An 11,940-nucleotide genomic window follows, 5' to 3' on the forward strand; every position below is an offset into this window, starting at 1 on the left:
GCGCGGGGGTGTCAGCCCCGGTACGCCTCCAGCAGCCGCAGCCACACCTCGCTGATCGTCGGGAACGACGGCACCGCGTGCCAGAGACGGTCGATGGGGACCTCGCCGGCGACGGCGATGCTCGCGGAGTGGATCAGCTCGCCGACCCCGGGGCCGACGAAGGTGACGCCCACCAGGGTCTCGCTGTCCAGGTCGACGACCATGCGGGCGCGACCGCGGTAGCCGTCGGCGAACAGGTTCGCGCCCGCCACCGAGGAGAACTCGACGTCGACGGCGCGCACCCGGCGGCCCGCCTGCTCGGCCTCGGCCAGCGACAGGCCCACCGCCGCCGCCTCCGGATCGGTGAAGATCACCTGAGGGACCGCCCGGTGGTCGGCGGTCGCGGAGTGGGCGCCCCAGGGGTCGGTCTCCAGCAGCGGGACTCCCGCCGCGCGGGCCGCGATCGCCGCGCCCGCGATCCGGGCCTGGTACTTGCCCTGGTGGGTGAGGAGAGCGCGGTGGTTGACGTCTCCGACCGCGTACAGCCACTCGCTGCCCGTCACCCGCAGGGTGTCGTCGACCGGCAGCCAGGAGCCGGGCTCCAGGCCGACCGTGTCGAGGCCGATGTCTCCGGTGCGCGGGGTCCGGCCGGTGGCGAAGAGGATCTCGTCGGCCTCGAGGCGGTCGCCGGCGTCCGTGACGACCACGACGGTGTCGCCCTCGCGCCGCACCGACTCCACCGAGGTACCGGTACGCACGTCGGCGCCCGCCTCGGTGAGCGCCTCGGCGACCAGTTCCCCGGCGAAGGGCTCCATGCGCGGCAGCAGGCCCTTGCCGCGGACCAGGACGGTGACCTGGGAGCCGAGGGCCTGCCAGGCGGTGGCCATCTCGCAGGCCACCACACCGCCGCCCACGACGATCAGCCGGCCGGGGACGGACTTGGCGCTGGTCGCCTCGCGGCTGGTCCACGGGTCCACCTCGGCGACCCCGGGCAGGTCGGGCAGCTGGGCGTCGCTGCCGGTGCACACGGCCACCGCGTGCCGTGCGGTCAGCACGTGCCGCGCGCCGTCCGGGCCGGTCACCGTGACCCTGCGCGGCCCGTCCAGCCGCCCATGGCCCCGGTAGAGGTCGGCCCCGATGCCGTCCAGCCAGGAAACCTGCCCGTCGTCCTTCCAGTCACCGACCTCGTAGTTCCGGTGGGCGAGGACCGCGGCGGCGTCGAGGGGGCCCTGCGCGAGCTGGGCGAGGCCGGGGACGCGGCGGGCGTCGGCGCGGGCGATCACCGGGCGGAGCAGCGCCTTGCTGGGGATGCACGCCCAGTAGGAGCATTCGCCGCCGACCAGTTCGCTCTCCACGACCGCGGTGGACAGACCGGCCGCACGGGTGCGGTCGGCGACGTTCTCCCCCACGGGCCCGGCTCCGAGCACCACGACGTCGTACGCGATGGATTCCGTTTCCGTCATGGGGACAGTCTGGTGGGTGGTGTGCCCGGTGGCCACACGGGTAGGGCGCGGAATACGTGACCAGGTGTGACCGTTGACGACAGCGGCTCGGCCCCGACATCAGGAAGAGGGATAGGCCATGAGCAACACGGTGGAGCTCACCAAGGAGAACTTCGACCAGACGGTGCAGGACAACGACTTCGTCCTGATCGACTTCTGGGCGTCCTGGTGCGGGCCGTGCCGTCAGTTCGCACCGGTGTACGAGAAGGCCGCCGAGGAGAACCCGGACCTGGTGTTCGGCAAGGTGGACACCGAGGCGCAGCCCGAGCTGGCGGCGGCGTTCGGCATCCAGTCGATCCCGACGCTGATGATCGTGCGGGACCGGGTCGCCGTGTTCGCGCAGCCGGGCGCCCTGCCGCAGGCCGCTCTGGACGACGTGATCGGGCAGGCCCGCAGGCTGGACATGGACGAGGTCCGCAAGGCGGTGGCCGAACAGCAGGCCAAGACCGGGCAGAACGGCGAGTAGCGGCTGCCGGTCGGGCGGTCAGAAGGGGTGCGTGGCCACGTCCCCGCGCACCGTGGTCCAGCGCAGGTGGGTGAAGGCGTCAAGATTGGCCTCACCGCCGAAGCGGGAGCCGGTGCCGGAGGCACGGATGCCACCGAAGGGCGCCACGGCCTCGTCGCCCACGGTCTGGTCGTTGATGTGGGCGATGCCCGTGGGGATCCGCTCGGCCAGGTCAAGGCCGCGTGCGGCGTCCCGCGTGACGATGCCCAGGGAGAGGCCGTAAGGCCCCGCGGAGGCGAGGCCGGCGGCCTCTTCGGCTGTCGTGAACGGGCGTACGGGTGCGACCGGCCCGAAGACCTCCTCCGTGTACGCCGGTGTGGTGTCGTCGGCTCCGGCCAGCACCGTCGGCCGGTAGAACAGGCCGCGGTGCGTGCCGCCCGCCACGAGCTTGGCGCCGCGGGCGGTGCTGGCCACCACCAGGCCGTGGATCCGGGTGAGTTGGCTCGCGTCGATGACGGGGCCGAGGTGCACCTTCTCGCGGTACGGGTCGCCGACGGTGAGCGAGTCGGCCTTGGCGGCGAGCCGTTCGACGTACTCCTCGTACAGCGACGCGTGGACGAGGTGGCGGCCGGTCGCCATGCAGATCTGCCCCTGGTGGAAGAAGGATCCCCAGGCAGCGGTGGAGACGACGGCGTCGAGGTCGGCATCCTCCAGGACGATCAGCGCGGAGTTGCCGCCGAGCTCCAGATGGACCCGTTTGAGGTGGTGTCCGCCGGCCTCGGCGATGGCGCGCCCGGCGGCGGTCGACCCGGTGAAGGAGATCACCGGGACGCGCGGGTCGGCGACCAGTTCCTGCCCCACGTCGGGCCCGCCGGGCAGGACGTGCAGCAGCCCCTCGGGCAGTCCGGCCTCGGCGAACACGGCCGCCACGGCGAGGCCGCCGCAGACGGCGGTGCGCGGGTCGGGCTTGAGCACGACCGCGTTGCCGAGCGCGAGGGCGGGCGCGACGGAGCGGACGGCGAGGACGAGCGGGGCGTTGAACGGGGCGATCACGCCCACCACGCCGACGGGGACGCGTCGCGTGTACGACAGCCGGGGCGCCTCCGACGGCAGGACCTGCCCCATCGGGTGGGACGCCAGGGCCGCGGCCTCGTAGCACTCCTGCGCGGCGACGTGCAGCTCGAAGCCGGCCTTGTCCGGGACGGAGCCGGACTCGCGGACGATCCAGTCGCGCAGCTCGGCGGTGTGCGTGGCGAGCAGGTCGCCGGCCCTGCGGAGCACGGCGGCGCGCTCGCTGTACGGGGTCCTGGCCCAGGCGCCCTGGGCGGTGACGGCGGCCCGGGTGGCGGTCTCGACGTCCTGTTCGGAGGCGAGCGTGATGGTGCCGAGCGACTCGCCCGTGGCGGGCTCGGTGACGACGTACTCGGCGCCCGTCAGCGGGTGGGGCTGCCAGGTCTCCGGGGCGAGCGGCATGACGGCTCTCCGATCCGGCACCGGGCGGGGCGCACGGTGCGCGCAGGTTCCCGTCCCGCGTGCTCAGCTCGATTCGCGGTGCACGATCCGTGCCCCGAACACCTCGTGCACCTCCGGCACACCTCCAGGATCGCGCACCGCGCGGTCGACCAGCTCGGCGAGGTGGCGTCCGGACGGCAGTTCGATGTGGACGGTGCTCAGCCGCGGGCGCAGCAGCCGGCCGAGCACCAGGTCGTCGGCGCCGACCACGGCCGTCTCCCGAGGGATGTCCACGCCCTCGTCCTGCAGGGCGCGCATCAGGAGCATCGCGTACTCGTCGTTGTACGCGAAGACCGCGTCCAGGCCCAAAGAACGCCAGCGTGCGGCGAGCCGGACGGCGGAGCCCTCCTCGTAGGCGAGCGGCAGCTCGGTGACGGTCGCGTCGGCGCCCCTCAGAGCGCGCCGCACCCCTTCCAGTCGGGGCCTGGAGAAGAACTCCAGACCGGGCTCCTCGGGCATGACCACACCCACACGGCGGCGGCCGCGGTCCAGCAGATGGACCCCGGCGCTGTGTCCGACCCCGTCGTGGTCCAGGAGCAGCGCGTGCGCGCCCTCGACGCGTTCGGGGCCCAGGGTGACGACGGCGCGGGCTCCGGAGCGCTTGAGGACGTGCACGCCCTCGGGGCCGAGGTCGCCGCCGGGCACGATGACCGCGACGGGCCGCAGTTCCGCCCAGGCGCGGGCCGCCTCGCCGCGGTGGAGGCCGATGCCGCCGTACTGCACGACCGTGTAGTCGAGCCGGCTGAGCGCCCACTGCAGTTCGCTCAGGAACTGGCTGTAGAGCGGGCCGGCCGGCACGTTCGGCGAGGGCATGAGCACCATGCGGCTGTGTCCGGCGCGCAGGCTGCGGGCGGCGGCGTGCGGGACGTACCCCAGCTCCTTGGCGGCCTCGTGGACGCGGCGGCGGGTGGGTTCGCTGATGCGTACCGCAGTGGTGTTGTTCAGGACGTAGGAGACGGTCGCGCGCGAGACACCGGCCAGGCGTGCCACATCGGCACTCGTCGGCACGGCGGGTGGTGCGGGCGACGAAGGGACGGGCTGTTTCGGTATCTGCACCATGACGTACCGCATCTTCGCAGAACACTCACAGCAACCGTCCCCGGGGTGCGCTCGCGTCCGTAACACCCGCTGCCACAAGGGAAGTTGGGCTTTCCGTGTCACGCGCCGGCGACGCGGGAGCGTGCGGACCGTACCCTGTGGCCATGGACGACGCGCCGATGGTCGGCTTGATGGGACGTGTCACCGGTACCGTCGGGCCCGGGCTGGTCGGCGAGGTGATCGTCCGTGTGCGCGGCGGCGCCGAGCACTTCCTCGCGTATCCCGCCGACGGGACGGGCCGCTTCGAGCGGGGCACGGTGGTGATGGTGGTGGAGCATCTGCCGCCGCGGACGGTCTACGTCGAGGCCGTGTACGGCAGTTGAGCCCGTCTCGCCGCAGGTGAGAGGTGCGGGCGTCAAGATTGCAACAAGGTTGCGTCACTGTCTTCTCCCCGGGCTTGCCAAGGCGCAGACTCCCTTCGTTCGGTGCCGACCCGGCACCAGGCAAAGGGGGCGTATGCCGATGGTCATCGGCGTCGTCGCGGGGGCTGCCGTCCTCGCGCTGCTTGTCATCGTTGGGATCTTCAAGCTCATGTGGCGTGTCGCGGAGCCCAACGAAGCACTGATCATCTCCGGTTCGAAGCACCGGACCGAGGGTCTCGAGGAAGGGATGGGCTTCCGCATCGTCACGGGGCGCGGCACGCTGGTGCTGCCGGGTGTGCAGGCGGTGCGCAAGCTGTCGCTCGACCTCAACGAGACGGAACTGCACGTGGACTGCGTGACCCACCAGGGCATTCCGCTCAAGGTGCGCGGCGTGGTCATCTTCAAGGTGGGCGACGACTTCGTGTCGATCGCCAACGCCGCCCGGCGCTTCCTGGACCAGCAGAAGCTGATGTCGGAGCGGGTGCACAACGTGTTCGCCGGTCATCTCCGGTCGATCGTCGGCGGGTTGACGGTCGAGGACATGATCCGCGACCGGGAGAAGCTGACCGGCCAGACCAGGGCCGCCTGCGGTACGGAGATGGAGAAGCTCGGTCTGATCGTGGACTCGCTGCAGATCCACGAGATCGAGGACCCGACGGGGTACATCCGGAACCTGGCCGCGCCGCACGCGGCGGCGGTGCAGCGGGACGCGCGCATCGCACAGGCGGAGGCGAACCGTCTCGCCACCGAGGCGGAGCAGCAGTCGTTCGCGCGGATGGCGGAGGCGACGCGGGACAGCGAGATCCTGCAGGCCGGTTACCAGGCCGAGCGGGACAAGGCGGCCGCCAAGGCGCGCCAGGCCGGTCCGCTCGCGGACGCCGCGGCCCGCCAGGAGGTCGTGGTGCAGGAGACCCGGGTCGCGGAGCTGGAGGCGCACCGGCGCGAGCAGCAGCTCCAGGCCGATGTCCGCAAGCCGGCGGACGCGAAGGCGTACGAGAAGCGCACGCTGGCCGAGGCCGAGCGGGACGCGCGGATCTCGGCGGCGCAGGCCAAGGCGAAGGAGACGGAGCTCGCGGCGGCGGCCGAGGCGACGCGGGTCAAGACGGCCGCGGCGGCGGAGGCCGAGGCGACCAAGACGCGCGGTGCGGCGGCGGCCGAGGCGACGCGTGCCACCGGTGAGGCCGAGGCGGCCGCCGCTCAGGCGAAGGGCCTGGCGGAGGCGGAGGCGGCCCGTGCGCAGGGCCTTGCGGAGGCGGAGGCCATCAAGGCGCGCGCCGCGGCGCTCGCGGAGAACCAGGAGGCCGTGGTCGCGCAGCAACTCGCCGAGAAGTGGCCGGAGATCGTCCAGGCGGGCGCGTCCGCGTTCGGCAACGTCGACAACATGGTGCTGCTCAACGGGGCGGACGGCATGGCCGACATGTTCGCCAAGGCCTTGACGATGGGGGGCACCGGCCTGGGGCTCGCCCGCCAGTTGCTCTCCTCGATGAACCAGAACGGAACACCGGCGGCGGGGACGGCCGGGCTCAACGGGTTCGTGCCGCCACGGCCGGAGAAGGTGGCGGTGGAGAAGGACGAGGGCTGAATCCCTCAATCGGTGAGCCGCTGCGGCGCTGCGGCGCTGCGGCGCTGCGGCGCTGCGGCGCTGCGGCTTCGGGCGTACGGGATCGGTTCGGGCCCCGTACGCCCGGAGCGTGTTCTGCGGCGCGGCGGTCGGCCGGGAACCGTCACCGACCCGGACCGTCCCTCAGCGGGCGGCCGACGCCTGGGCCTGCTTCTTGCGGGCGCGGTAGGCCTGCGCCTTGAGCTTGTTCCCGCACGACTCCATGCCGCACCACTGGCGGCGCATGCCGCGCGAACGGTCGATGTAGACGCGGGTGCACTCGGGGTTGCCGCACTCCTTCATCAGCGGCACGTCCGGTCCGCTCAGCAGTTCCACGGCGTGTCGTGCGACGGTGGACAGCACTTCCTCGGAACTCGCCTCCGTCCACCGCCCCGCCGGGGTGAGCTGCGGAGTGGCGGGCGGCTTGCGGGCCGCCCCGTTCACCACCGCGAGAGCCCCCCGGTCGTACTCCTGTCCGGCGAGCCGGGCGGAGACCAGCGCGTAGATGGCCTCTCGGACCTCGATCGCCCGCTCGACGTCGGACTCCCGACTCGGGATGACGGCGTCGACGAGCCCGGACTCCAGGTACCAGGCGTCCAGCCGGTCCGGCGACACGAACATTTCGAACCGTACCGAACGGCGCGCCCGGAGGGTCGCGGCGAAGTCGAGGGCGGGGTCTCCGCAGGGAAACACGTGGTCGAGGTTCACGTCACCACTTTGACAGGTGATGCACGCCACGACAAGCGAACGCCAGCGCGGTGGTCCGGTGAATCGCGTCCGGGCCGGTCCCGGGACAGGTACAGGTGCGCGCCGCCGCGCCGCGCGTGATGGTGATGTGGAGGACCCAGCGAGCCACCGCGGGAGTCGCGCCATGGAATACCTCGTCACGATGACCACCCGGGTTCCCGAGGGCACACCGGAGGAAGCCGTCGCGGACATCCGTGCCCGTGAGGCCGCGCACTCGCGCCAGCTGGCCGGGCGGGGGCACCTGCTCCGTCTGTGGCGCCCGCCGCTCAGGCCCGGCGAGTGGCGCACGCTGGGGCTGTTCGCGGCCGACGACGATGCCAGGCTGGAGGAGGTGCTGGCCTCGATGCCGCTGCGCGTGTGGCGCACGGACCAGGTCACGCCGCTGTCCCCGCATCCGAACGACCCGTCCCCGGCGGCGGCCGGCCGGCCCGGTGCGCGGGAGTTCCTGGTCCACTTCACCCTCGAGGCGGCCGAGGACACACCTGCCCAGGACATCGCCTCCGCCACGGTAGCGGAGGCGTCCTGCGCGCGGGAGCTGGCCGCGCGGGGGTATCTCGTACGACTGTGGCGGCTACCGGGCCGGGGGCGGGCGCTGGGCCTGTGGCGTGCCGAGGAACCGGCCGAGCTGGCGGCCGTCCTGGAGGCGCTGCCGCTGGCACCCTGGATGACGGTTGAGACGACGCCGCTCGGTGAACACCCGAACGACCCGTCGCCGAGCGCCACTTGACGCCGTACCCCGGGGCAGGATGGCCCCGTGGGACGACGGTGGGCGTCGGCGGGCGGACGAGCCCCCACGCCACGGATGAGGAGGACCTATGGACATCGCCGGATCGGTGGCCCTGGTGACGGGCGCGAACCGCGGCATCGGCAGGGCGTTCACCCGTGCGCTGCTCGACCACGGCGCCGCCAAGGTCTACGCGGCGGCGCGGGACCCCGAGAGCGTGACGGACCCGGACGTCACGCCGCTGCGTCTGGATGTCACCCGGCAGGAAGAGGTCACCGCGGCCGCCGCCGCGGCGGGAGACGTCACCATTGTGATCAACAACGCCGGTGTGGGCGGCTGGGGCACGAAACTCTTCGACGGCTCCCTCGACGGCGCCCGTGAGGCGATGGAGGTCAACTTCTTCGGCACCTGGGCCGTCGCCCGCGCCTTCGCCCCCGTCCTGGCGCGGAACGGGGGCGGTGCCCTGGTGAACATGCTGTCGGTGGCGTCCTGGGCGGGGCGGCCCGGCTGGCCCGGCTACGCGGCCTCCAAGGCGGCGCAGTGGTCGCTGACCGGCGCGCTGCGCGAGGGACTGCGGGACCAGGGCACCCTGGTGGTCGGGGTGCACGCGGGCTTCGTGGACACGGAACTGGCCGCCTGGACGGACGCGCCGAAGATCGGCGCCGAGGATGTCGCCGAGCAGACCATGCGGGCTCTGACCGACAACCGGGTCGAGGTCCTCGCCGACGAGCGGACGAGGCAGGTCAAGGCGGCCCTGTCCGGGCCCCTGGACGCCTGAGGTCCGGCTCTCGGGTCAGTTCCCCCTCCAGATGTTGTCGAAGGCGGCCTTCTCGATGGCTCGTCGTTGTCGTACGGCCGTCAGTTCCGTCACCGCGTCGTCGACCGCGGCGAGCACCGTCGTCACCGCCGCGTCGGTCTCGTCCGGCAGTTCTCCGGCCGGCGTCTCGCGGATCCCGAGGGCTGTGGCGAGAGCGGCGAGCACGGGCTCGTCCTCGGCCCAGCGGTCCGCCGCCCGCCGCCGGGCGGCGGAGTCGGCCAGCACCGCCTCGCCGGTCCAGGACGGCAGCAGTCGGCGGTGCTGCCGCTCGAGCAGTCCCTCGTCCTCGAAGGCGGCCAGATACGCCGAGGACAGACCACGTCCGCGGCGCCACAGCCAGTCCTCGACCGTTTCGTAGGGTGTCCGCCGGACGAGTGTCGCCGCGGCCTCCCGCACCAGGCGGTCGTCGGTCACCGGCGGGTCGCCCGGCACGACGAGGTCTCCGTCCAGCGTGAGGGCCCGGGCGTCCCGGAGGTCGAGCAACTCCGCTCCCGCGAGCGCGAGCGAGAGGTCGCCCGGTTCGGCGGAACGGCCGGGTGCCGCGTCCAGGGCGACGATCAGCAGGTCCCGTGCAGTGGTCATGTGCGGCTCCCCGTGAAGGCTCCGGTGGCGGTTCGTCGTTGAGCGGCCGTCCCGACAGGCCGACAGTAGCGCGACTGCGTCGACGACGGTCCGTGGAAGCCGGTGCGGCGTCCGCCGTCGCGCACGACTCCCGAGCGGGCTCGCGCCCGGGCACCTCGGAAAACAGCACCGGCGGGACGGGTCACAGCAGGAAGGCCGAGACGGCGTCCGTGAAGGCGTCCGGGGCCGCCTCATGGATGAGGTGCCCGACCGGAATGGTGATCGTCCGCCCGCGCCTGACCCGGCGGGCCAGTTCCGCCACGCCGTCCTGGGACATGTGGCTGCCGGGACCGCCGGCGAGCACGAGGGTGTCGGCGGTGATCCGGCCGAGCCGCTCCAGCCAGCGGGGATCCGGTGTGTCGAGCTGGGGCCTGACGGCCGTCACCACCGCCCAGTCGAAGGTCAGGTCGCCGTCCGGCCGGACCGGGGCGGCCGGACGTCGGGGGCGTGGCAGCGGAACGTCCTCCAGAACGAGCCGGCCCACCCGCCCCGGATGGTCCTGCGCGAGCAGGTAGGCCACGACCCCGCCCAGGGAGTGCCCGATGAGCTCCACCGCGTCGAGGCCCAGCGCGTCCAGGACGCCGAGGACATCGGCTCGCATCAGCTCGAGCGAGTACTCACCGGGCCAGTCGCTGCGGCCGTGGCCGCGCAGATCGAGGGCATACACGCGCCGGCTGCGGGCGAAACGCGGCGCCACCGCGTCCCAGGTGGAGGCGTCCTCGCCCAGCGCGTGCAGCAGGACGAGCGGCGGGGCATGGAGCGGGCCCGAGATCCGGCAGGCCAGCCGGACGCCTCCGGCATCGAGCGAGCAGTGATCGACCATGCGTGGATGGTATGCGGCGCCTTCCCCAGCGGATGCAACCCCGGCGAACGGCCGTGATCCTTGAAGGAAAGTGCAGACACGCGAAGGAGGCTGTCATGTCCGTGATGGACAAGCTGAGGCAGATGTTCAAGGGTCACGGCGAACGCATCGGCGAGGGCCACGACAAGGCGGGACGGCCCGCCGGCGAGCAGCCTCACGGCACACAGCCCGGTCAGGTCGACAAGGGCCCGGACGCGCTCAGGGAACAGATGCGGTCCCGGCCGGAGCAGGACAACCCGCCCCAGCCCTAGGTCGTACGGTCATTGACGCAATGTCATGAGCCGACCCGCTCGGCGCGCGTCCGCCGTGACGCTCTACCGTGAGCCGCGTGACTGCCTTTACCGAAGAAGACGTCCCCGGCCGCTACGGCCCCTCCGCCACCACGGAGGCCGACCCCCGTGAGGTGGGCCGGGTGCGGACCGAGTACTCCCCCGCACACGACGGTGATCCCGACCCGGGCGAGATCGTCTGGACGTGGGTGCCGTTCGAGGAGAACGACGGGCGGGGCAAGGACCGCCCGGTGCTCGTGGTCGCCCGTGAGGCGGCCGGCACGCTGCTGGCCGTGCAGTTGTCCAGCAAGCGGCACGACGGTGACCGCGAGTGGGTGCCGATCGGGAGCGGGCCCTGGGACCGCTCGGGGCGCGATTCCTGGGTGGACGTGGACCGTGTCCTGCGGGTGCACGAGGCCGGCATGCGGCGCGAGGCGTGCGCGCTGGACCGGATGCGGTTCAACCTCGTGGTGCACCGGCTGCGGGAACGCTACGACTGGCACTGACCCCGGGTCACGCCGCGCCCACCCGGGTGGCGAAGGCACGCTCGAACGCGGCCCGTGTCGTCGCCCCCGGCGTGCGGTCCAGCACGGCGAAGAGCACTTCTTCGAAGTATCCCGCGAACCGGCCCTCGACCAGCAGCCCGTGGAACGCCCCGGCCACCTGCGCCGGGTCGTTCCGGAACACCCCGCAGCCCCAGGCACCCAGCACCAGGCGTCGGTAGCCGCAGGCCGCCGCCGTCTCCAGCACGCGCTCGGCGCGGGTCGCGAGGGCGCGCGGCAGTTCGGTCGCCCGCTCCGGCGCCCGGTGCAGGACCACTCCGGCGTTGGGCGCGGCGGCGGTCAGGAATCCGACCGTGTAGGGCGCGTCCAGCAGACGCCCGTGGTCGTCGCGGAAGACGGGCACCGCGGGCGAATGGATCACCCGGTCCGTGTAGAACGGGTCGCGGTGCGCGCGGTGGTGGTCGTAGAACTCCTTGACCTCGCGAACGCACGCGTACAGCGCGGAGGCGCGGCACAGAGCCTCCTCCTGGGCCTGCGCGCCGTTCAGGAAGCCTCCGCCCGGGTTTCTGGCGGAGGCGAAGTTCAGGACGGCCACCGGTTCACCCGATCGGCCGACCAGGCGCCGGGCCGCTTCCAGGCTGCTCTCGCCGGTGACCTCAAAAACCGCGGTGACCTGGCCGGCCGGCGGTATGTCCACCGCGTCCGGACCGTACATCCGCGTCCGCGCGCGGGCGGCCTCGACCGCCGCGGCGATGGTCACCCTACGTCCGGCGGGCGCGCGGTACGCCCCCGCCGCCACGATCTCCTCCGTCTGCCGCGCGATCCCGCGCAGACGCGCGCTCACGGCGCCACCCCCGTGGGCGCCGTGAGCGCGCCGCGCGCACGCTCCCCCGGCGTGG

At 73.0% G+C, this 11,940-nt stretch carries 14 protein-coding genes; 7 read left to right on the top strand and 7 right to left on the bottom strand.

What is annotated here, in order from left to right; all coding sequences use genetic code 11:
- Positions 1–11: 11 nt before the first annotated feature.
- Positions 12–1,442: a dihydrolipoyl dehydrogenase family protein gene (locus ACFYZJ_RS06710; protein WP_388563594.1), complete on the bottom strand. Its 1,431-nt coding sequence runs from the start codon at positions 1,440–1,442 to the stop codon at positions 12–14.
- 118 nt (positions 1,443–1,560) lie between these two features.
- Between ACFYZJ_RS06710 and trxA the strand changes: the two genes are divergently transcribed.
- Positions 1,561–1,947, top strand: coding sequence for a thioredoxin (trxA, locus tag ACFYZJ_RS06715; protein ID WP_388563596.1), 387 nt, complete (start codon positions 1,561–1,563; stop codon positions 1,945–1,947).
- 18 nt (positions 1,948–1,965) lie between these two features.
- Here the strand turns inward: trxA and ACFYZJ_RS06720 are convergent, their stop codons facing one another.
- Both ACFYZJ_RS06720 and ACFYZJ_RS06725 read right to left on the bottom strand, forming a co-directional pair.
- Positions 1,966–3,399 (bottom strand): benzaldehyde dehydrogenase, encoded by a 1,434-nt coding sequence (locus tag ACFYZJ_RS06720; protein WP_388563598.1) that lies wholly within the window; start codon positions 3,397–3,399, stop codon positions 1,966–1,968.
- Between the two features lie 63 nt (positions 3,400–3,462).
- Entirely contained in the window at positions 3,463–4,497 is a 1,035-nt protein-coding gene (locus tag ACFYZJ_RS06725) for a LacI family DNA-binding transcriptional regulator (RefSeq protein WP_388563600.1), read from the bottom strand.
- A 143-nt stretch (positions 4,498–4,640) separates the two neighbouring features.
- Here ACFYZJ_RS06725 and ACFYZJ_RS06730 point away from each other — a divergent pair, with 143 nt between their 5' ends.
- Entirely contained in the window at positions 4,641–4,859 is a 219-nt protein-coding gene (locus tag ACFYZJ_RS06730) for a hypothetical protein (protein ID WP_388563602.1), read from the top strand.
- A gap of 133 nt (positions 4,860–4,992) precedes the next feature.
- Positions 4,993–6,480: a flotillin family protein gene (locus tag ACFYZJ_RS06735; protein WP_388563604.1), complete on the top strand. Its 1,488-nt coding sequence runs from the start codon at positions 4,993–4,995 to the stop codon at positions 6,478–6,480.
- A 162-nt stretch (positions 6,481–6,642) separates the two neighbouring features.
- Here the strand turns inward: ACFYZJ_RS06735 and ACFYZJ_RS06740 are convergent, their stop codons facing one another.
- Positions 6,643–7,206 (bottom strand): CGNR zinc finger domain-containing protein, encoded by a 564-nt coding sequence (locus ACFYZJ_RS06740; RefSeq protein ID WP_388563606.1) that lies wholly within the window; start codon positions 7,204–7,206, stop codon positions 6,643–6,645.
- A 163-nt stretch (positions 7,207–7,369) separates the two neighbouring features.
- On the opposite strand from ACFYZJ_RS06740, the gene ACFYZJ_RS06745 reads away from it, so the two are divergent.
- Together ACFYZJ_RS06745 and ACFYZJ_RS06750 are read left to right on the top strand one after the other, a co-directional pair.
- The gene (locus ACFYZJ_RS06745) at positions 7,370–7,972 is read left to right on the top strand and encodes a muconolactone Delta-isomerase family protein (RefSeq protein ID WP_388563608.1); all 603 of its coding nucleotides are present in this window, start codon (positions 7,370–7,372) and stop codon (positions 7,970–7,972) included.
- Between the two features lie 88 nt (positions 7,973–8,060).
- Positions 8,061–8,747 carry an SDR family oxidoreductase gene (locus ACFYZJ_RS06750; RefSeq protein ID WP_388563610.1) on the top strand — a complete coding sequence of 229 codons (687 nt, stop codon included), beginning with the start codon at positions 8,061–8,063 and terminating at the stop codon, positions 8,745–8,747.
- Positions 8,748–8,762: 15 nt separating this feature from the next.
- Here ACFYZJ_RS06750 and ACFYZJ_RS06755 read toward each other — a convergent pair whose 3' ends face one another.
- Positions 8,763–9,368, bottom strand: coding sequence for a GPP34 family phosphoprotein (locus tag ACFYZJ_RS06755; protein ID WP_388563612.1), 606 nt, complete (start codon positions 9,366–9,368; stop codon positions 8,763–8,765).
- Positions 9,369–9,549: 181 nt separating this feature from the next.
- On the bottom strand, positions 9,550–10,230 hold the full coding sequence (locus tag ACFYZJ_RS06760; protein WP_388563614.1) for an alpha/beta fold hydrolase: 681 nt from the start codon (positions 10,228–10,230) through the stop codon (positions 9,550–9,552).
- Positions 10,231–10,325: 95 nt separating this feature from the next.
- On the opposite strand from ACFYZJ_RS06760, the gene ACFYZJ_RS06765 reads away from it, so the two are divergent.
- Positions 10,326–10,520 (top strand): antitoxin, encoded by a 195-nt coding sequence (locus ACFYZJ_RS06765; protein ID WP_388563616.1) that lies wholly within the window; start codon positions 10,326–10,328, stop codon positions 10,518–10,520.
- Positions 10,521–10,597: 77 nt separating this feature from the next.
- Complete coding sequence (locus tag ACFYZJ_RS06770) at positions 10,598–11,044, top strand: type II toxin-antitoxin system PemK/MazF family toxin (protein WP_388563618.1); 447 nt, start codon at positions 10,598–10,600, stop codon at positions 11,042–11,044.
- 7 nt (positions 11,045–11,051) lie between these two features.
- On the opposite strand, the gene ACFYZJ_RS06775 is transcribed toward ACFYZJ_RS06770, so the two are convergent.
- On the bottom strand, positions 11,052–11,885 hold the full coding sequence (locus ACFYZJ_RS06775) for a TIGR02452 family protein (RefSeq protein WP_388563620.1): 834 nt from the start codon (positions 11,883–11,885) through the stop codon (positions 11,052–11,054).
- Between the last annotated feature and the right edge of the window lie 55 nt (positions 11,886–11,940).

The organism is Streptomyces sp. NPDC001848 (assembly GCF_042891915.1).
Taxonomy (GTDB): Bacteria; Actinomycetota; Actinomycetes; order Streptomycetales; family Streptomycetaceae; genus Streptomyces.

Coding starts and splice junctions, on each gene's coding strand:
- ACFYZJ_RS06710 (WP_388563594.1), bottom strand. CDS start 1,442: ATGACGGAAACGGAATCCATCGCGTACGACGTCGTGGTGCTCGGAGCC.
- trxA (WP_388563596.1), top strand. CDS start 1,561: ATGAGCAACACGGTGGAGCTCACCAAGGAGAACTTCGACCAGACGGTG.
- ACFYZJ_RS06720 (WP_388563598.1), bottom strand. CDS start 3,399: ATGCCGCTCGCCCCGGAGACCTGGCAGCCCCACCCGCTGACGGGCGCC.
- ACFYZJ_RS06725 (WP_388563600.1), bottom strand. CDS start 4,497: ATGGTGCAGATACCGAAACAGCCCGTCCCTTCGTCGCCCGCACCACCC.
- ACFYZJ_RS06730 (WP_388563602.1), top strand. CDS start 4,641: ATGGACGACGCGCCGATGGTCGGCTTGATGGGACGTGTCACCGGTACC.
- ACFYZJ_RS06735 (WP_388563604.1), top strand. CDS start 4,993: ATGCCGATGGTCATCGGCGTCGTCGCGGGGGCTGCCGTCCTCGCGCTG.
- ACFYZJ_RS06745 (WP_388563608.1), top strand. CDS start 7,370: ATGGAATACCTCGTCACGATGACCACCCGGGTTCCCGAGGGCACACCG.
- ACFYZJ_RS06750 (WP_388563610.1), top strand. CDS start 8,061: ATGGACATCGCCGGATCGGTGGCCCTGGTGACGGGCGCGAACCGCGGC.
- ACFYZJ_RS06755 (WP_388563612.1), bottom strand. CDS start 9,368: ATGACCACTGCACGGGACCTGCTGATCGTCGCCCTGGACGCGGCACCC.
- ACFYZJ_RS06760 (WP_388563614.1), bottom strand. CDS start 10,230: ATGGTCGATCACTGCTCGCTCGATGCCGGAGGCGTCCGGCTGGCCTGC.
- ACFYZJ_RS06765 (WP_388563616.1), top strand. CDS start 10,326: ATGTCCGTGATGGACAAGCTGAGGCAGATGTTCAAGGGTCACGGCGAA.